Source organism: Amycolatopsis sp. AA4 (assembly GCF_002796545.1).
Taxonomy (GTDB): domain Bacteria; phylum Actinomycetota; class Actinomycetes; order Mycobacteriales; family Pseudonocardiaceae; genus Amycolatopsis.
On sequence record NZ_CP024894.1, the window covers coordinates 7,017,810 to 7,036,405 of the forward strand.

At 69.9% G+C, this 18,596-nt stretch carries 19 protein-coding genes; 10 read left to right on the forward strand and 9 right to left on the reverse strand.

Features of this window, described 5'->3' with window-relative positions; all coding sequences use genetic code 11:
* The first annotated feature begins 4 nt into the window (after positions 1–4).
* Entirely contained in the window at positions 5–484 is a 480-nt protein-coding gene (gene ybaK, locus CU254_RS32350) for a Cys-tRNA(Pro) deacylase (protein WP_009082959.1), read from the forward strand.
* Here ybaK and CU254_RS32355 read toward each other — a convergent pair.
* Both CU254_RS32355 and CU254_RS32360 read right to left on the reverse strand, forming a co-directional pair.
* Positions 481–1,185: a class I SAM-dependent methyltransferase gene (locus tag CU254_RS32355; RefSeq protein WP_037718317.1), complete on the reverse strand. Its 705-nt coding sequence runs from the start codon at positions 1,183–1,185 to the stop codon at positions 481–483. The two genes, ybaK and CU254_RS32355, sit on opposite strands and share 4 nt — an antisense overlap.
* A 26-nt stretch (positions 1,186–1,211) precedes the next feature.
* Entirely contained in the window at positions 1,212–2,186 is a 975-nt protein-coding gene (locus tag CU254_RS32360; RefSeq protein WP_009082963.1) for an Lrp/AsnC family transcriptional regulator, read from the reverse strand.
* 141 nt (positions 2,187–2,327) lie between these two features.
* On the opposite strand from CU254_RS32360, the gene CU254_RS32365 reads away from it, so the two are divergent.
* From CU254_RS32365 to CU254_RS32375, 3 genes are all read left to right on the forward strand, one after another.
* The gene (locus CU254_RS32365) at positions 2,328–3,224 is read left to right on the forward strand and encodes an MBL fold metallo-hydrolase (RefSeq protein ID WP_009082965.1); all 897 of its coding nucleotides are present in this window, start codon (positions 2,328–2,330) and stop codon (positions 3,222–3,224) included.
* A 253-nt stretch (positions 3,225–3,477) separates the two neighbouring features.
* Positions 3,478–3,666, forward strand: coding sequence for a hypothetical protein (locus CU254_RS32370; protein WP_037715530.1), 189 nt, complete (start codon positions 3,478–3,480; stop codon positions 3,664–3,666).
* Positions 3,663–5,078, forward strand: a complete 1,416-nt coding sequence (locus tag CU254_RS32375) for a carboxylesterase/lipase family protein (RefSeq protein ID WP_199841103.1) — start codon at positions 3,663–3,665, stop codon at positions 5,076–5,078. Before CU254_RS32370 ends, CU254_RS32375 begins: the two co-directional genes overlap by 4 nt.
* A 146-nt stretch (positions 5,079–5,224) precedes the next feature.
* Here CU254_RS32375 and CU254_RS32380 read toward each other — a convergent pair whose 3' ends face one another.
* Positions 5,225–5,833: an alpha/beta family hydrolase gene (locus CU254_RS32380; RefSeq protein ID WP_009082971.1), complete on the reverse strand. Its 609-nt coding sequence runs from the start codon at positions 5,831–5,833 to the stop codon at positions 5,225–5,227.
* A complete protein-coding gene (locus tag CU254_RS32385; protein WP_009082972.1) occupies positions 5,830–6,585 on the reverse strand; it encodes an SOS response-associated peptidase in 756 nt (251 codons plus the stop codon). The genes CU254_RS32380 and CU254_RS32385 overlap by 4 nt, the downstream gene beginning before the upstream one ends.
* Before the next feature lie 113 nt (positions 6,586–6,698).
* Here CU254_RS32385 and rsgA point away from each other — a divergent pair, with 113 nt between their 5' ends.
* The 4 genes from rsgA (at position 6,699) to CU254_RS32405 (ending at position 10,623) form a co-directional block, all read left to right on the forward strand.
* A complete protein-coding gene (gene rsgA, locus CU254_RS32390; protein WP_009082974.1) occupies positions 6,699–7,718 on the forward strand; it encodes a ribosome small subunit-dependent GTPase A in 1,020 nt (339 codons plus the stop codon).
* Between the two features lie 72 nt (positions 7,719–7,790).
* Positions 7,791–8,591: a hypothetical protein gene (locus CU254_RS32395; RefSeq protein WP_009082976.1), complete on the forward strand. Its 801-nt coding sequence runs from the start codon at positions 7,791–7,793 to the stop codon at positions 8,589–8,591.
* Between the two features lie 173 nt (positions 8,592–8,764).
* Positions 8,765–9,673 carry a hypothetical protein gene (locus CU254_RS32400; RefSeq protein WP_037715534.1) on the forward strand — a complete coding sequence of 303 codons (909 nt, stop codon included), beginning with the start codon at positions 8,765–8,767 and terminating at the stop codon, positions 9,671–9,673.
* 152 nt (positions 9,674–9,825) lie between these two features.
* Positions 9,826–10,623 (forward strand): hypothetical protein, encoded by a 798-nt coding sequence (locus CU254_RS32405; protein WP_009082980.1) that lies wholly within the window; start codon positions 9,826–9,828, stop codon positions 10,621–10,623.
* Between the two features lie 105 nt (positions 10,624–10,728).
* Here CU254_RS32405 and CU254_RS32410 read toward each other — a convergent pair whose 3' ends face one another.
* Together CU254_RS32410 and CU254_RS32415 are read right to left on the reverse strand one after the other, a co-directional pair.
* Complete coding sequence (locus CU254_RS32410; RefSeq protein ID WP_086024917.1) at positions 10,729–11,220, reverse strand: hypothetical protein; 492 nt, start codon at positions 11,218–11,220, stop codon at positions 10,729–10,731.
* Positions 11,217–12,614, reverse strand: a complete 1,398-nt coding sequence (locus CU254_RS32415) for a wax ester/triacylglycerol synthase family O-acyltransferase (protein ID WP_037715536.1) — start codon at positions 12,612–12,614, stop codon at positions 11,217–11,219. Before CU254_RS32415 ends, CU254_RS32410 begins: the two co-directional genes overlap by 4 nt.
* A 34-nt stretch (positions 12,615–12,648) precedes the next feature.
* Here CU254_RS32415 and CU254_RS32420 point away from each other — a divergent pair, with 34 nt between their 5' ends.
* Positions 12,649–13,413, forward strand: coding sequence for an RNA methyltransferase (locus CU254_RS32420; RefSeq protein WP_037715538.1), 765 nt, complete (start codon positions 12,649–12,651; stop codon positions 13,411–13,413).
* On the opposite strand, the gene CU254_RS32425 is transcribed toward CU254_RS32420, so the two are convergent.
* Complete coding sequence (locus CU254_RS32425) at positions 13,406–13,789, reverse strand: HAD-IA family hydrolase (protein ID WP_009082988.1); 384 nt, start codon at positions 13,787–13,789, stop codon at positions 13,406–13,408. The two genes, CU254_RS32420 and CU254_RS32425, sit on opposite strands and share 8 nt — an antisense overlap.
* A gap of 169 nt (positions 13,790–13,958) precedes the next feature.
* On the opposite strand from CU254_RS32425, the gene CU254_RS32430 reads away from it, so the two are divergent.
* Positions 13,959–14,438: an Rv3235 family protein gene (locus tag CU254_RS32430; protein WP_100266943.1), complete on the forward strand. Its 480-nt coding sequence runs from the start codon at positions 13,959–13,961 to the stop codon at positions 14,436–14,438.
* 128 nt (positions 14,439–14,566) lie between these two features.
* Here CU254_RS32430 and secA read toward each other — a convergent pair whose 3' ends face one another.
* Together secA and hpf are read right to left on the reverse strand one after the other, a co-directional pair.
* The gene (gene secA / locus CU254_RS32435) at positions 14,567–17,485 is read right to left on the reverse strand and encodes a preprotein translocase subunit SecA (protein WP_009082991.1); all 2,919 of its coding nucleotides are present in this window, start codon (positions 17,483–17,485) and stop codon (positions 14,567–14,569) included.
* Between the two features lie 263 nt (positions 17,486–17,748).
* The gene (gene hpf / locus CU254_RS32440) at positions 17,749–18,432 is read right to left on the reverse strand and encodes a ribosome hibernation-promoting factor, HPF/YfiA family (protein WP_009082993.1); all 684 of its coding nucleotides are present in this window, start codon (positions 18,430–18,432) and stop codon (positions 17,749–17,751) included.
* Positions 18,433–18,596 lie beyond the last annotated feature (164 nt).

Genomic DNA, 18,596 nt, shown 5'->3' on the forward strand with positions numbered 1-18,596 from the left:
CCCCATGGCGGGCAAGGGCACACCGGCTACGGCGCTGCTGCAGAAGCAGAAAGTGGCGCACACCGTGCACACCTACGACCACGACCCCCGGGCGGAGTCGTTCGGCCTGGAGGCGGTGGAAGCGCTGGGCCTGGAGCCCGGCCGGGTGTTCAAAACGCTGGTCGCGGACGTGGACGGGAAACTGGTCGTCGGCGTGGTGCCGGTCACCGGCCAGCTCGACCTGAAGGCGCTCGCCGCGGCGGCCGGGGGCAAGAAGGCGAAAATGGCCGATCCGGCCGCGGCCCAGCGGGCGACCGGATACGTGCTCGGCGGGATCTCGCCGCTCGGCCACCGGAGCCGCCTGCCGGTCGTGCTGGACGGTTCGGCGCTGGACTACCCGACGATGTTCTGCTCCGGCGGCCGGCGCGGGCTCGAGGTGGAACTGGACCCGGCCGAACTGGTCCGGCTGACCGGCGCGGTCGTGGCCGGGATCGCGGCGGGCTAAGCGGTCTCGGCTGCTTCGAGCACGAAGAACAGGAAGCAGAGGAAGGCGTCCTTGCCCTGCATTTCGTCGGGGAACTTCTCCTTCGCCCCTTCGGCCGGACAGGGCTCGCTGACCACCGAGATCCGGAACCCGGCCTTGGTGAACTCGTCGGTCATCGCGTGCAGCGGGCGGTGCCAGTACGCGAGCACGCCCTTCTGGCCGTTGAAGGTGTATTCCTCGGACCATTGTTCGACGGCGAAGTAGTTGCCCTCGGGGTGGACGAATTTGTAGAGGATCGGGTGGTTGACGGCCAGGATCAGCCGTCCGCCGGGCCGGATGATCCGCCGCAGTTCGGCGAGCGGGGAGGTCCAGTCCTCCAGGTAGTGCAGCACCAGCGCCACGATGACGTCGTCGAATTCCTGGTCGGCGTAGGGCAGGGGCCGGCTGAGGTCGGCGACTCGGAGGTCCGCGTCCTCGCCGAGTCTTTTCCGGGCCAGCTCGACCATGGTGGTGCTGAAATCGAACCCGCTCACCTGCGCGCCGCGGTCCCGCAGCGATTCGGACAACGGCCCGGAACCGCAGCCCGCGTCGAGAATCCGTCTGCCCGCTACGTCTCCGGCGAGGTCGAGAATCGCCGGGCGGGTGTAGTAGGCGTTGATGAGACTGTGCTCGGTTTCGATCGCGTAGGCCTCGCCGAACGTGTCGTAGTCGTTGGCAGTCATGGAATCCACCCTGGCACGACCTGCGGTCAGGCGGCCGCCGCGCGCCAATAGCGTTTCCGGACCTCCAATTGGAGGGTGCACTCGATGGCGGTGACGTCTTCGCTGCCGGGGAAACCGCCGCTGACGAAATCGGCCAGGTCCTCTTCACCGCGGAAGACGCCGTCGCAGACGAAGGTGGACGACGCGGCGGCGAGGGCCAGGTACCGAGTGGTCGGATGCGCGGCGATGGCGGCGCCGAGGCGGGCCGTCGCGGACGGCGGACAGGAAATGCCGATGACGGCTTCGACCCGGTAGCCGAGCTTGCCCGGCTCGATCTCGACGCGAGGCCGCAACAGGCCGGAACCGAACATCGCCGTCGCGACCCGGCGAGCGCGGGACTCGGAGAGGTCGAGCACGCGGGCGAGGTCCGAGTACGGCGTCCGCGCGTCGTCGCGCAGCACCGCCGCGACTTCGCGCTCCAGCGGACCCAGTTCGGTGCCGGATTCCTCCGCCCCGGCTCCGGAGTGCGAGGCCAGCGCCTCCTCTTGCTCACGGGTCAGCCTGCGCAACCGCCACGCCGAGGAACTGGTGAGCCGCCGCAACGCCGACTCCGTACGCACCGAGCGGATTCCGGGCACGGCGGGAATCTCGTCGACCAGCGCGCGGGCCGTGGCAGCGCGGGTCATCCCGTGGACCACGGCGTAAACCTCGCCGCGCCCCGAGGCGAGCGCGACGTGCGTGGTGTCGTCGCGCCGGACCAGCGCCTCGGCCACCTCACGAGCCCGGCCGGGTTCGGTGCCGAGCCACACGTGCGCGGGCGGCCCCTCGGCGAGCAATGACCAGTCGACCTCGCAGATGACCCGGAGCAGCCCCTCGTCGAGCATCCGGCTGTAGCGCCGCCCGACCGTGCGCGCCGAGCTGTCCAGGACGCGAGCCAGCACGTCGAAGGGCGCGCGGGGCGCGTGCTGCAGCGCGGCGACCAGGTCGAGGTCGATGTCGTCCAGCACGCCGTCGTCGGCCACTGGCGCCTCCCTTCAGGTTCGCAGGCGCAGCCTACCCAAGCTCTATCGTGACTGAATCAGGCGTATTATGCTCCTGATTGAATGAATACGGCACCTTGTGCAATTCTTTCGCATGAACCAGTCAGCCGAGGGAGAACCCGCTTGACCGCCACGATCACCTTGGGCTCAGTGACCGCGACCCGCGTCCTGGAGTACGAAGGAACCACCCGCCCGCCCGAAGCCATGTTTCCCGGCCTCGCCGAAGGAACGTGGCAGGAGCACGAATCCCGGCTGCCCGCGGATTCCTGGGACCGCGAGTCCGGGCTGCTGCGCACCTGCGTGCAGACGTGGGTGCTGCGCAGCGGGGGCGCCACGATCCTGGTCGACACCGGAGCCGGCGACGGCAAGGACCGCCCCGGAACCCCCGCGTTCCACCAGCTCCGCACCGGCTTCCTAGACCGGCTGGCCGCGGCGGGCGTCGCCCCCGAAGACGTCGATTTCGTGGTGAACACACACCTGCACTCCGACCACGTCGGCTGGAACACCCGCCTCGACAACGGCGAATGGCGCCCGACGTTCCCGAACGCGACCTACCTCCTGCCGCGCGCCGACCACGACTTCTGGAACCCGGCAGGCCCACACCGGCCGAAACACGCGCGGGCGAACGAAAATGTGTTCGCCGACAGCATCGCCCCGGTAGTCCACAGTGGACAGGCGCGGCTCTGGGAGGACCACTACGACATCGACGAGGCCCTCCGCCTCGAACCGGCCCCCGGCCACACCCCAGGGTCGAGCGTGCTGACCGTCCGCTCGGGCACGGACCGAGCGCTATTCGTCGGCGACCTGCTGCACCACCCGCTGCAATTCGCCGAACCTGACCTGAACAGCTGCTTCTGCGAGGACCCGACGCTGGCCGCCGCCACCCGGCACAAGCTGCTCGGCCAGGCCGCCGATGAGCGCGCGCTCGTCTTCCCGGCGCATATCGGCTCCGCACCGGCGGTCGAGATCGTGCGGGATGGAGCGAAGTTCACCGTGACCCGGTGGGGGATCGACGGATGACCGCCGTTTCCAGCACCGCCCCTCGCCGAACCCAGCCTTCACAGCCGATTCCGCGCCGCCACGACCCGGCCCGAGTTGCCCCGCCAAACCACCGAGATCGTCGTGGACGGAGCGAAATCCACCGCGATCCGACGGGGAACCGACACATGACCGCCACCTCCCGCACCGCCCCGACCCTGCCGCTCCCCGAACCAAGCCTCCCGCAGCTGCTTCCGCGAACGAAATTCACCGTGACCCCATGGGGAACCGACGCATGACCGCCACTTCCCGCACCGCCCTGATCCTGCCCCTCGACAACCCGCTTCCCTTCGTCAAACCCAGCCGCTCCAGCGAAGACCCACCGCGCGCCGCCGCTACCCCGCCCAAGCCGCTCAGCCAAACCGCCGAACACATCCCCGGCGGATTGGAATTCACTGTGACCCGATGGGGGACCGAAGCATGACTGTCGTTTCCACCGCCGCCGGACGAGTCCGGGGCATCGCGGCGAACGGGGTGCACACCTTTCGCGCGATTCCTTACGCCGCACCGATGTCCGGCCCCGCGCGGTTTCAGGCGCCCGCACCAGCAGCGCGCTGGGACGGTGTGCGCGACGCTACTCGACCAGGTCCGACCGCTCCGGCCGCGCGGCGGGAGTTCGGCGGGGTCGACCTTCGGCCGGTGCTCGGGTCCGGCTGGGTTCCCGGCGCGGACTACCTGTCGGTCACGGTCAGCACGCCCGACCCGGGGACCAGCGGCCTGCCCGTGCTGGTCTTCTTCCACGGCGGCGGCTTCACCGCGGGCACCGGCCAGACCGAGCTGTACGACGGCGACAGTTTCGCCCGAGACGGCGTCGTCCTGGTGACGGTGCAGTACCGCCTCGGGGTCGCCGGGTGGTTGCGGCTTCCGGACGCCCCGGCCAACCGCGGGCTGCTCGACGCGCTCGCGGCTCTGCGCTGGGTCGCCGGGAACATCGCGGCGTTCGGCGGCGACCCCGGCAACGTCACGGTCGCCGGACAGTCCGCCGGGGCCATGCTGGTCGCCGCTCTGCTCGTCACCCCGGGTGCCAAGGGCTTGTTCCGCCGGGCGATCAGCCAGAGCGGCAGCGGCGAATGCGCGTTCCCCGCCGAGAAGGCAGACCTGATCACGCGCGCGACCGTCGAAGCGCTCGGGGTAGCACCGACCGCGGCCGCGCTGAGCGAGCTGCCCGACGAGCGGCTGGTGGCCGCACCGGCCGCGATGCCGTCAGCGGCGATCGCCGGATTCCGCGATACGTCGCTGGGCAACAGCGCGTACAAACCCGTCCTGGACGAGGCGACCCTGCCTGCCCAGCCCGCGTCCGGGAACACGGCCCCGGTCAGCCTCCTGATCGGCACGAACGCCGACGAGGCGAACCTCTACACCGCGAACCTGGACGACACCGGTCTGCACGCCGCTGCAGCCCGCCGGTTCCCGGACCCCGCCGCGGCCATCGCCCGCACCCGCGAGCGGCACCCCGGCGCGTCCCCCGCCGAGCTGGCCGCGCGCTTGATGACCGAGGCCTACGAAGCGAGCAACCGGCTCCTCGCGGACGCACACAGCCGGGCCGGAAACCCCACCCACGTCTACGAGTTCGCCTGGCCCGCACCCGGCCCGGACCACCCGCTGGGGGCGTGCCACTGCGTCGAGCTGCCGTTCGTGTTCGACCACGCCGAGCTGCCGGACCTCTACGGCCAGCCGGGCCTGCTCGGCACGGGACGACCGGACCCCGCGCTGGCCGCCCGCACTCACGCGGCCTGGGTCTCCTTCGTCACGAACGGCGACCCGGGCTGGCCCGCCTACCGCCCCGAGGCGCCCGCGATCATGCACATCGCCGAAAAGTGGTACCTCAAATCCTGATTCCGCTGCCCAGCCTACCCGGAACGAGCGGCCCGAGACCGGGCTTCGCGCCAGTTGCCCACAGGCAAACCAAGTTGTGGACAACTCCGCCGAAAGAGCCCTGACCAGGGAAAACTACAAGCAAAACTATCCACAGCCGAGCACCGTCACAGATGCGGCCGGACGACCCGCCTCAACCACTCCGCAGCGGCCCGCGCCACCGCGTCCAAATCCGCCGACAACGTATGGTCCCCCGCCACCACGACGACCTCGTGGTGCGGCGCAGCCGACGGCCGGCCGAACGGATCCCGCTCCCCCTGGATCACCAGCGCGGGCACCTCGACCGCGTCCAGTTCCGCCTGCCGCGACTTCTCCGGCTTCCCCGGCGGATGTTCCGGAAAAGCCAAGCACAGCACCGCGACCGCCTGCCCGGCCGACGCCGTCCGGCAGGCCACCCGCGCCCCCGAAGACCGACCGCCGAACACCAGCGGCAAATCGTCGAACCGGGCGGAAATCTCGTCCGCCACCGTCAGCCAAGCCGTGTCCAGCTGTTTCGCCGGAGCCGGCGCCCGCCGACCCGCCACCCGGTACGGCTGCTCCACCAGCGCCACATGCATCCCGGCCGCCTTCGCCGCCTGGGCTACCGCCACGAGATCCTTCGCCCCGATGCCGCCGCCCGCGCCGTGGCCGAGCAGCAGCACCGCGTCGCCGTCCGGCGCGCAATGCAGCTCGACCCGCGCGGGCCCGTGTTCGGTGTCGATCTCGAGCGTGGTCATGACAGGTCGAACAGCGAGTCGACGGACTGCTCGGTTTCGACCCGCCGCAAGAGCTCGGGGCCGTTGTTGCGGACGTTGTTCACCAGGCTCGACACCGGCCGCAGCTCGAGCGATTCGACGATCGCGGGCGGAGTCGGCGTCATCAGTTCGTCCACTTCGGACCGGTCCGGGTCGAGCCAGCCCGCCCAGTGGTCGCGCGGCACGATCAGCGGCATCCGGTGGTGGACGTCGGTGAGCTGGCCCGCGGCGTCCGTCGTCAGGATCGAGAAGGTGATCAGCGGCTCGGCGTCGGCGTCGTCCTTCGGCCGCCAGCTTTCCCAGATTCCGCCGAACGCGAGCGATTTCCCGGAGGGATCCGTCATGTAGAACGGCTCCTTCTCCTTGCCGGTGCGCCGCCATTCGAACCAGCCGTCGGCGGGAACGAGGCAGCGCCGCGACGCCAGCGCGCGCTTGAACGCGGGCTTCTCCTTCGCGGTTTCCGCGCGGGTGTTGATCATCCGCGACCCGGCCGAAGGATCCTTGGCCCAGAACGGAACCAGGCCCCACCGCATGATCCGCAGCGAGCGCTCCGCGGGTTCGTCCTCGAGAACGAGCCCGTCCGCGTCGCGGGGATGCCGCTGCACCACGGTCACGACGTTCTTGGTCGGCGCGACGTTGTGGTCCGCCCGCGCCCGGCCCTCGGTCAGGTCGACCGCGGCGAACTCCTCGACCAGCTTCGCCGGGTCTTTCGTCGCGGCGTAACGGCCGCACATGCCAACCTCCTCGGGGTGCCTCAGGCGCCATCGTCGCACGCAAACCGGGCCCGGCGCGACCGGCATGGGATCATTCGACCAGGCAAAGGGCGACCGGGAGGACGTGGGCGGCTTTGGGGCGAGGCGACTGGAGGCGGCTGGACGAATCCGACGTGCGGGTGCGTCCCGGCAAGGGCACCAGGCCACGCAGCAAGCGCAGGCCCGAGCACGCCGACGCGGTCACCGCGATGGTGATCGGCAAGGACCGCGGCCGCTGGACGTGTGCGATCGACGCCGACCCGGACCGCGTCGTGATGGCCATGCGGGCCCGCGAAATGGGCCGCGTCTCGGTGGTCGTCGGGGACCTGGTCGCGCTGGTCGGCGACGTGTCCGGGCGGCCGGACACGCTCGCCCGGATCGTCCGCGTCGACGAGCGCACCAGCGTGCTGCGCCGCACCGCCGACGACACCGACCCGTACGAACGCGTGGTCGTCGCCAACGCCGCGCAGCTGCTGATCGTCACCTCGCTGGCCGATCCCCCGCCCCGGCCCGGATTCATCGACCGCTGCCTCGTCGCGTGCTACGCGGGCGGCTTGGAACCCGTGCTGTGCCTGACGAAAGCCGACCTCGCCAGCCCGGATTCGCTGTTATCCGGCTACGCGGGCCTGGACGTTCCGGCCATCGTCTCCCGGCACGACGAGGAACCCGAGGGCCTGCGCGAACGCCTCGCCGGCCGGATCACCGCCCTCGTCGGACACTCCGGAGTCGGCAAGTCGACATTGGTCAACCGCCTGGTGCCCGCCGCCGAACTCGCGACCGGCGACGTCAGCTCGGTCGGCAAGGGACGGCACACCTCGGTCGCCGCGGTGGCGTTGCCGCTGGCGGGCGGCGGCTGGGTGGTCGACACCCCCGGCGTCCGGTCGTTCGGGCTCGCGCACGTGACCGCGGACGACATCGTGAACGCCTTCGAGGAATTCGCCGAGGCCGCCGAGGAATGCCCGCCGAACTGCGGCCACCTCGGCCCGCCCGAGGACCCGGACTGCGCGCTGGACGACGTGGTCGCCGACGGCAACGCCGGAGCGGAACGGCTGGCGTCGCTGCGCCGGCTCCTGGTGTCGCGCGCGGGCGGCGGCGACGCGCGCACCGAATCGTGACCTGAACGGCGTAACCCACGGCCGCCGCTGCCGATACGGAGTGCGACAGCTTCCGAGTCCAGGGGGATTTTCATGCGGCTCCGCGTTGGCGCCGTGGCCGTTTGCGCCGCGCTCGTGCTGGCTGGGTGCGGCGCGCCCGCGGCCTCGCCGACCGGCCCGTTCACCGATCTCGGGTCGCTCGCCGCGGCCGTCCGCCAAAGCCTCGGGAAGACCGGCACGGTGCGGCTGACGATGTCCGAAGAGAGCGGCAAGGGTTCGGTCGACGTCGAGGTCGGCCTTCTCTACAACGACCCGCGCACCGCCGTCGACCTGCGCATGGACGGCGGGGCCGAACTGCGCATGGCCGGCGAGCTGCTGTTCGTCAAACCGCCCGACGCACAAGCCAAGCGCTTCGGCAGCGAGGGACGGTGGATCCACGTCTTCCCGCTCGCTTCCGACGTGTACTCCAAAGCGTTCTGGAAGCTCGCGAAGCAAACCGCCGAGCAGACCGACCCGCTGCGCACCGTCGACCAGCTCGTCCAAGCCGGCGAACTGACCGGGTCCGAGCAGGTCGAACTCGACGGCCGCAAGCTCACGCACTACCGCGTGCAGCTCGATTTCGAGCGCGTCGCGGACCATCTGATCGGCTTCGTCGCGGACGAATCGCAGGACCGGATCCGGACGCGATTGGCAGGGAAGGGGGTCCGGATCCCGCTGGACCTGTGGCTCGACGACTACCAGCGGCCGGTCAAGGTCGTCCTCGACGAACGGCCGATGGCCCGGTTCGACCCCGGCGAGACCGGCTCCGTGCTGACCGTCCAGTACCGCCGCTGGGGCACGCCGGTCGAGGTCGCGGCACCGGCTGCGGATAAAGTCGACGACCTGGGCGGATAAACCGGAAGATAACTCTCCGGCGGAGGGAACCTTTTCCCGCCGGACGGCGTCACAGAAACAACCTCGCGGAGTCACCCCGCCAGTGGCCCGCGCGCCGGACCGCAAGGACGCGGCCCCGTGGCCGCCCGGCGACAACGCAGGTGAGAGACCGATTCCTTCCTAGGGGGAGAACCATGCGCAAGACCACGACGTTCGCTGTCGCCGCCGGTGCGGCGCTGGCGCTGGTGCTGACGGGCTGCGGCTCGAGCACCGAGAACGGCACCGCGGCCCCGGCCGGCCAGTCCAAGGACGGCGGGTCCGGTCTGGCGTCGCCGTTCAGCGACGCGCTGAAGCTGGCCGACGCGGCCAAGCAGGGTACGGAGAAGGCCAAGTCGGCGAAGATGTCGATGGACATGGCCATGGGCGGCCAGTCCGTCAAGGCCGAGGGCGCGATGCGCTTCGACGGCGAGAACTCCGCCATGTCGATGACGATGAGCACCCCGCAGGGCGCCACCGAGATGCGCTACGTCGACAAGACCCTCTACATGAAGGTCCCGGCCGCGCAGTCCAAGCAGTTCGGCACCGACAAGCCGTGGCTGAAGATCTCGCCGGACGCCACTGACCCGATGTCGCAGTCGTTCAGCAAGGCGATGGCGCAGTCGACCCAGCAGAGCGACCCGACGCAGATCCTCGACCAGGTCTCCAAGACCGGCCAGATCGTCGGGGCCGACCAGGTCGAGCTGAACGGCGAGAAGGTCAACCACTACAAGGTGGAGCTGGACGTCAGCAAGTCCATCGAGACCTACGCGAAGGGCCAGCCGGCCGAGGTCCAGGAGCAGATGAAGAAGATGCTCGAGGGCAAGAACATCAAGATCCCGGCCGAGATCTGGATCGACAAGGACCAGCTTCCGCTGCAGGTCACCATGGACCAGTCCGAGATGATGAAGCAGCTCGGCGCGTCGTCCGGCTCTTCGGCCGCGGGCGCCGCGGGCGGCAAGCTCACCGTCAAGTACACCGACTGGGGCAAGCCGGTCGACGTGGCCGCCCCGGCCGCCGACCAGGTCACCGACTTCGGCGAGATCATGAAGAAGATGGGGCGCTGATCCCCGCTGCTCTTCGCGGACCCCGAGCCACTCCGGCTCGGGGTCCGTTTTTTGTGCGCTACTGCCGGTAGCACGCGTTCCCCCGAACGGGTCGGCCACGCCCGTTGTGCTTGGCTTGGCTGCACTTACGGCCGGTCAGAGAGGGTTTTCGGATGCGCAGGACGGCCGTGGCGGGTTTCGCCGCGCTGCTGGCGATCGTCTCGGCGGGTTGTTCCAGCGCTCCCGAACCCCAGCGCTTCACCGACGCCCGCGCGCTCGCCGACGCCGCTTCGGCCGCCACCCTGGCCGGACACACCGCGAAGTTCACCGCTGACGTCACCACCGGCACTCTCGTCTCCCACGGACAGGGCCTGGCGAAATTCGAGCCGGCCGGCACGTCGCTCTCGATGACGACGGACTACGTCGGCGAGCCGCTCGAACTGCGGCTAGTCGACAAGACGCTGTACGCGAAGGTCCCGGAAAGCGCGCGAGACCAGGTCAGCGACCACAAAGCGTGGGTGAAGGTCTCCCCCGACGGCACCGATCCGCTCTCGCAGGTGCTGGGCGGCAGCCTGGCGCAACTGGCCGAGCAGAACGACCCGGCCCGCACGCTGGCGCAGGTCCGCACGGCCGGAACGGTGGCCTCCAGCGAGGACACCACCCTCGACGGAGCCCCGGCCGAGCACTATCACCTGACCGTCGACCTGGCGAAACTCGGCTCCGAACTGCCCGGCGGCCTGCCCGCCGAAGCGCTGACCCGGCTCGGCGACCGCGGCAAGACGGTCCCGTTCGACCTCTGGCTGGACGCGCAGCACCGGCCGATGCAGCTGGTCCTGGACCTGACGCCGGTCATGCAGGCGACCGGCCAGACCGGCGTCGCCACGGTCAAGGCGCGCTACCGGGACTGGAACACGCCGGTCACGGTCGAGGCCCCCGCCCCGGCCGACGTCGGCACCCTCACCGGCGGCTGACCGGCACGCGAGTTCGCTCACCGGCCCCGCGTCTCCCCGCAGCTGACGGTCCGTGAAGGGCTCCTTGAGGGAATCAGATTCCCTCAAGGAGCCCTTCACGGACCGCTAGAGCAGTTCGAGCAGGAAAGGCAGCTCCTGCAGCGCGTACCAGGCCAGCTCGTGGTCTTCGGCGTCGCCGAGGGCGAACTCGGCGTCCTCGTCGCCCAGGTCGGCCGCGTCGATTACCGCCGCCGCGGCGGCCACCGCGTCTTCGGCCTCGGCCGAGTCCACGTGGATGGCCGCGATCTGCGACTTCGGCACCGGACCGGCGAGGCGCACGACGGCCGCGTCCAGGTCCGGCCGCAGCGTCGCGTCGTCGACGTCCACCGAGACCACGGCTCGCCGCGGTTCGGCCTTTTCCTCAGCGGCGATCAGGCGCAGCGAAGCCCGAGCCGCGTCCAGCAACGCCGCGTATTCCAGTTCCTCGTCGGAACCGCTCGCGTACGCCTCGCGGAGGGCGGGCGTCAACGCGAACCCGGTGCCGCTGCGAGCGCGGAACTCGCCGTTGGCCTCCAGGTCTCGCAGCATCGCGATCGTCGCGGGCAGATAAACCCTCACCAGTGCGCACCCTTCAGCTCTTCAAGCGCTTCTTCGATCATCCCGCCGAGCAGCCCGACGTCGAACGCGGCCTTGCGGTCGCCGTTGAGTCCGAAGTAGACACCGCCGTGGTAGGAGGTGACCCCGATCGCCAGCGCCTGCGTGCGCATCAGCGGCATCACCGGGAACATCTCCACCAGTCTCGCCTCTCCGGCGTACACCGGCACCTGCGGCCCCGGCGAATTCGTGATCATCAGGTTGAAAATCCGCCCGGACAGCGATCCGCCCGCCCGTGCGCCGAGCGAATGCAGCGTCGCCGGTGCGAACCCGCTCACCTTCAGCAACCCGCGCGCGGCCACCGATCTTCCCGAATTCACGTGTTCGGCCATCGCGTGGCCGAGGTGCTGCAGCCGCAGGACCGGGCTCGGCTCGCCGACCGGCAGGTCGAGCAGATACGCCGCGACCTGGTTGCCGACGAGCGCGGGCGTGGCGAACTCGGCGGTTTCGGCGTCGGTGACCGCCATCGGCACGAGCGCGCGCACGGTCTCGGTCGGCGTGAGGTTCTCGCCGCGCGACAGCAGCCATTCCCGCAGCGCGCCGGTGATCGCGGCGAGGATGACGTCGTTGACCGTGCCGCCGTGGTCGGCGCGGATCTTGCGGAAATCCTCCAGCCGCGTGCGCACGACCGAGAACACGCGGCCGCCGGACACCCGGACGTTCAACGGCCCGGGCGGCGCGGGGCGCGTGATCGTCGCCGCGACCCCACCGAGGGTCTCGACGGCCTTGCTCACCGTGGTCACCGCGTCCCCGGCGATCGAGCGCACGTTTTCGATCAGCTCGCCGGGCCGCTGCACCGTCTCGCTCATCGCGTCGAGAACCAGCTGCGCACGGCTCGGCTCGCGCCGCGGCACCCACAGGTCCTCGAACGGCTCCGGCGGTTCGGGCGTCTCGTCGAGGATCAGCTGGCCGAGATCGATGGTGCCGACACCGTCCACAACGGACTGGTGCGTTTTCGTCACCATCGCGACCCGGTCGCCGGCCAGTCCCTCGACGAAATACGCCTCCCACAGCGGGCGTTCCGGCGCGAGCCGCCGCGACATGAGCCGGGCGACCAGGTCGAACAGCTGGTCGTCGCTGCCCGGCTGCGGCAGCGCGGAGCGGCGGACGTGGTAGTTGAGGTCGAAGTCGACGTCGTCCACCCACACCGGGCGCGCGAGGTGCCCGGGCACGTTGAGCACGCGCTGGCGGTAACGAGGCAGGAACGCCAGCCGCGCGCCGACGAGGTCGAGCATCTGCTCGTAGGTGAATCCGGACGGCGGCCGTTCGAAGATCGCCACGCCCCCGACGTGCATCGGCGTCGTCTGGTCCTCGACGTACAGGAACGAGGCGTCCAGCGCGGACAGGCGGTCGGGCATGAGCCGATCCTTACACAATGCGAGACTGGCCGGTGTGGGTGATGAGCTGGCGGGTTCGCCGAAAGACCGCTTCCTGACCGTATACGGGCGCAAGCCTGTGCTGGAGGCACTGGGCGATCCGGACCTGCGCGTGGACAAGGTGATCCTCGCCGACACCGCGCGCGGCCCCGCCGCCGCGGAGATCCAGCGCGCCGCGAAAGCCGCCGGCGTGCCGGTGCAGCGCGCGAGCGCACACCGGGTGAAAGTGCTGGCCGGCAACGGAAAACAGGACCAGGGCGTACTGGCCGACGTCGTCGCGCCGCGAATGCGCGCCCTCGCCGCGGCCCTGGACGACCGCCGCCCGCCCGCGCGCGTGCTGCTCCTGGACGGCATCACCACGCCGGCGAACGTCGGAATGATCCTGCGCACCGCGACGGCCGCAGGACTCTCCGGGGTCATCGTGCCGCGCCGGGGCGTCGCCGCGCTGGACCCGATGGTGGTGAAATCCTCTGCGGGCGTTGCCTTCCGGGCACCGGTTCTGCGCTGCGGATCGGCACGCGAGGCGGCGGAACTGCTGGTGGAGGCCGGATACAGCCTGTTCGCACTGGGCGCCTCGGCCACGACGTCGATCTTCGACGCGGAACTGCCGCAACGGTCGGCGTTCGTGCTCGGCGGCGAAACGGAAGGCGTCGGCGAGGCGGTGGCGGAGCTGGTGACGGAATGGCTGTCGATCCCGATGCCGGGCGACGTCGAATCGCTGAACGTCTCCGCCGCGGCTGCAGTGCTGTCGTTCGAACTGGTGCGGCGCGGGGTCAGCTGAACAACGCCGCGAGTTCGTCGAGAGTCTCGGCGATCGTGCGGTGATGCACGCCGACCATCCCCGCGGCGACGGCTCCGCGCACGTTCCGCTCGGCGTCGTCCACGAACACACACCTGGTCGCGGCGAGCCCGATCCGCTCGGCCGCGACTAGATAGATCTCGCGGTTCGGCTTGGCGACACCGACTTCGCCGGAGAAGACGAGCGCGTCAAAGTATTGCGCCAGCTCGGTTTTCACCCCCGGGGCGGCACCCGGGGCGTTCGAGACGAGAGCGGTTCTCTTGCCGTTCGCCCGGGCTTCGCGGAGGTAGTCGTAGAGCAGCGCCGCATCCGGGTCGGTGAGCACTCCGGCGTAGTCGACGAGCAGGCCTTTTAGCACTTCGCCAGCCTATCCGCTCCTTCGGCCGGCCCGGTCCCTTAGCGCATCGGGAAGATCCCGTCTGCTCCGTTCTGCCCTTTTCGCCGGATCAGGCACTCGGCGTCCCATCAGCTCGCCGCACCACGCACTAACTCCCGGGTGGACGTCCATGTTTCGGGGAGGGAACTCAATGACGAACCACAGCCTCCGGCCGCTGTCGGCTGTTCCGGAGGTCAGGGGGCGGCGCGTGCATCGGCGCGGCACGTGGCCCTCACCGTACGATCTGCCGCCCGCCGGGCATCGGCTGCTGCGGCTGACCGATCCGCCTCCCGCGCAGCGGCTCAGTCAGCGGCTCAACGCCATCCTCGAAGTCCTCGCCGGGCGGCGGGCGGCGGGGCAGATCCGGCCGCTCGTGGACGACGCGTTGTTTTCCCGGCTCAGCAGTCAGTCGCTGATGCCGGGCCTTCGCCACCACGTCGCCGGGGACCTGCGGGTCTGCCGTCCGGCCGAAACCGCGTTGGAGACCAGCACGATCATTCATTCCGGGCCTCGCGTGCTGGCCTTGGCGGCCCGGTTCGAGCGCACCCGGACGGGGTGGGTGTGCACGCGGTTTCACGTGCTCGCGCCGCGGGTCGAGGGGGCGCAGGCCGGGCGACCCTCGGTAGCCTGATCGGGACAGCTGTCCTAAACCTCAGGACACAGGATCTGGTCCACTGTGGACGCAAAGAAGAACGGCAGCACGAGTGCCGTGCTGCCGTTCTCGATTCTGCCGTCCACAGTGGACGGATCAGGGGCGCGTCAGCGACGCGGTCCCTTCTTGCCCTTCTTCGCCTGCGCCCGTTCCGCGGCCCGCCGTTCGCGGCGGGTTCCGCCCGCGCCTCCGGCGTCCGCGTCGTTCGCGCTGTCCGAATGGGACTCGACGCCGCCGCCTTCGGACGGGCCGGACATGGTCAGTCCGGATTGGACACCGCCGCCGAGTCCCTTGCCGCGCAACGCGGACGGGACCGAATCGGAATCGGTGGCCGGGGGCTGCGGCGGGGCCGGGCGGGCGTGCTTGCCCTCGTCCTCGCTCTTGGCCCCGAACGCTCCGGCCGCCGCGGCGGTGGCGGACGTGACGCCGCCGGGGAGCGCCGACGGTTCCGGCTGCTGGACGGTTTCCGGCTCGGCACGCTCGACCTGCAGGTTGAACAGGAAGCCGACGGCCTCCTCCTTCAGCGAGTCGAGCATCGCGCGGAACATGTCGAAGCCCTCGCGCTGGTACTCGATCAGCGGGTCGCGCTGCGCGAGCGCCCGCATGCCGATGCCCTCCTTGAGATAGTCCATCTCGTAGAGGTGCTCGCGCCACTTGCGGTCCAGCACGGTGAGCATGACCTGGCGCTCGAGGCGGCGCATCGAGCCTTCCTCGCCGACCAGCTCGTCGATCTCGGCCTCGCGCTTGGCGTAGGCCGCGAGCGCGTCGTCGACCAGCGCCTGGCTGAGCGATTCCGCGTCGAGGTCGCCGTCCTCGATCAGGTCGTCCCAGTCGAGGCTGACCGGGTACAGCGTCTTCAGCGCGGTCCACAGCTGCTCGTGGTCCCAGTCCTCGGCGTAGCCCTGGGACGTCGCGCCCGAGACGTACGCCTTCACCACGTCGACGATCATGTGCTCGATCTGCTCGCGCAGGTCCTCGCCCTCGAGCACGCGGTGGCGCTCGGCGTAGATCACCTTGCGCTGCTCGTTCATGACCTCGTCGTACTTGAGGACGTTCTTGCGGGTCTCCATGTTGAGCTGCTCGACCTGGGTCTGCGCGCTCTTGATCGCCTTGGAGACCATCTTGTGCTCGATCGGCACGTCGTCCGGCAGCCGCATGGTGGTCATGATGCGTTCGACCAGCACCGCGTTGAACCGGCGCATCAGGTCGTCGCCCAGCGACAGGTAGAACCGCGATTCGCCGGGGTCGCCCTGCCGCCCGGACCGGCCGCGCAGCTGGTTGTCGATGCGCCGCGACTCGTGCCGCTCGGTGCCGAGCACGTACAGCCCGCCCGCTTCGCGGACCTCGTCGGCTTCGGCCCGCGCCTCTTCCTTGATCTCCTCGAGCACCTTCGGCCACGCGGCCTCGTACTCCTCGGAGTTCTCGACCGGGTCGAGGCCGCGCTCGCGCAGCACCTCGTCGGCGATGATGTCCGGGTTGCCGCCGAGCACGATGTCGGTGCCGCGGCCCGCCATGTTCGTGGCGACGGTGACCGCGCCCTTCCGGCCGGCGCGCGCGACGATCAGCGCTTCCTTGTTGTGGTACTTCGCGTTCAGCACCTCGTGCGGCACGCCCAGCTTGAGCAGCAGCTTCGACAGGTGCTCGGACTTCTCCACGCTCGTGGTGCCGACCAGCACCGGCTGGCCCTTTTCGTGCCGCTCGGCGATGTCCTCGGCGACGGCCTCGAACTTGGCCTGCTCGTTCTTGTAGATCAGGTCGGCGCGGTCCGCGCGGACCATCGGCCGGTTCGTCGGGATCGGCACGACGCCGAGCTTGTAGGTCTGGTGGAACTCGGCCGCCTCGGTCTCGGCGGTACCGGTCATGCCGGACAGCTTCTTGTAGAGCCGGAAGTAATTCTGCAGCGTGATCGTGGCGAGCGTCTGGTTCTCCGCCTTGATCTCGACGCCTTCCTTGGCCTCGATCGCCTGGTGCATGCCCTCGTTGTAGCGGCGGCCCACCAGGATGCGGCCGGTGAACTCGTCGACGATCATGACCTCGCCGTCGCGGACGATGTAGTCCTTGTCCTTGTGGTAGAGCTCCTTGACCTTCAGCGCGTTGTTCAAGTAGCCGACCAGCGGGGTGTTCGCCGCCTCGTAGAGGTTCTCGATGCCGAGCTGGTCCTCGACGAACCGGACGCCCTTCTCGGTGACCGCGACGGTGCGCTTGCGGACGTCGACCTCGTAGTGGTACTTCGAGTTGATCAGGTTGGCCTTCTCGACCCGCTCGCGCGTGCCCATGGTGGTGGTGTCGATGCCCTGCATCAGCGGCGCGAGCCGGGCGAACTCGACGTACCACCGCGACGACTGGTCCGCCGGGCCGGAGATGATCAGCGGGGTCCGCGCCTCGTCGATGAGGATCGAGTCGACCTCGTCGACGATCGCGAAGTTATGCCCGCGCTGCACGCATTCGTCGAGCGACCAGGTCATGTTGTCGCGCAGGTAGTCGAAGCCGAACTCGTTGTTCGTGCCGTAGGTGACGTCGGCGTTGTAGTGCTTGCGGCGCTCCTGCGGGTCCTGCTCGGCGACGATGACGCCGACCTCGAGCCCGAGGAAGCGGTGGATGCGGCCCATCCACTCCGCGTCGCGCTTGGCGAGGTAGTCGTTGGTGGTGACGACGTGCACGCCGTCCCCGGGGATGGCGTTCAGGTAGGCCGCGAGGACACAGGTCAGCGTCTTGCCCTCGCCGGTCTTCATCTCGGCGACCTGGCCGAGGTGCAGCGCGGCCCCGCCCATGAGCTGGACGTCGTACGGCCGCTGGCCGAGCACCCGGTGCGCGGCTTCCCTGGCGACGGCGAACGCCTCCGGCAGCAGCTCGTCCAGGGACTCGCCCTTGCCGTACCGCTCGCGGAACTCGTCGGTCTTGGCCCGCAGTTCGGCGTCCGACAGGTCCTTCACGTCGTCTTCGAGGGTGTTGATGTGATCGGCGATGTTGCGCAGCCGCTTCACCATCTTGCCCTCGCCCGCGCGGAGCAGGCGGTTCAGCACCATCCGGTCGACCTCACTAGCTGATCATGATCGCGCCCAGGCCGTTCCCGGGCAGTAAATCGCCACGGCTGGCGCCCGTGTGCGCCGCCGCCGTCTCCCCATCGTAGGGAACGCGGGCTGGTCCGCGCACGCACGTCGTCGCAGAAGGTCACGGCGGGTTTCCACAGGTCCCGACGAAGGTCGTGCCGCGGGTCGTCCTCCGGGCACACGGACGGCCCGCACGCGTGCGCGTGCGGGCCGCCGGTCGAAGTTGTCCCGGGTGGGGGTCAGCCCAGCCGGATCACGCCGTAGTCGAAGCCCTTTCGCCGGTAGACGACACTCGGCCGGCCGGCCTCGGAGTCGTTGAACAGGTAGAAGTCGTGGCCGACCAGCTCCATCTCGTAGAGAGCCTGGTCCACCGTCATGGGATCCGCGGCGTGCTGCTTCTCGCGGACGACGCGGCCGGGCTGATGGCCCAGGTCCTCGTCTTCCCATCGCCCCTGCCGGGGAATGTCGCCCGCACTCGTCGCCGCGAAACCGTTCGCCATGGATTCGGTCGCGTCGGGTGCGTCCAGGACGGCCGTGCCCATGGCGGGCCCGGCGACCGCGTCGGAGCCGCCGGCCATCGACGTCGCCTCGGCGACCGATTCCGGACGGCTGCGCCCGTAATGCACGCGCCTGCGGTCGTGTGTCCGCCGGAGCCGGTTTTCCAGCTTGGTGACGGCGGAGTCGAGCGCTGCGTAGAAGTCGGCTGCGCTCGCTTCGGCGCGAACAGCCGGACCGCGGCCCTTCCCGGTGATCTCGACGCGCTGGCAGCTCTTGGCCTGCCTGCGGTTGGGCTCGTGGAAGAGCTCCACGTCGTAGCGGATGACCTTCTTGTCGTAGCGCTCAAGGCGGGCCAGCTTTTCGCTGACAAGCGCCCGGTAATGCTCGGGCACCTCCACGTTGCGGCCCTTAACGACGATGTCCATACACGACCTCCCTCGCTGAGGAAACTGCGAGCTGTTGTGTTCTCACGGCACCGGTACTGCGAGCGGATGCTGCACGGGTTGGCGGGCTGAAAAGAATTCGGCGACCGGATCACGACGTCTCGTGGCGGAAGCGCGAACGCGGACTCAGCGGGCCGCCGGTGCCA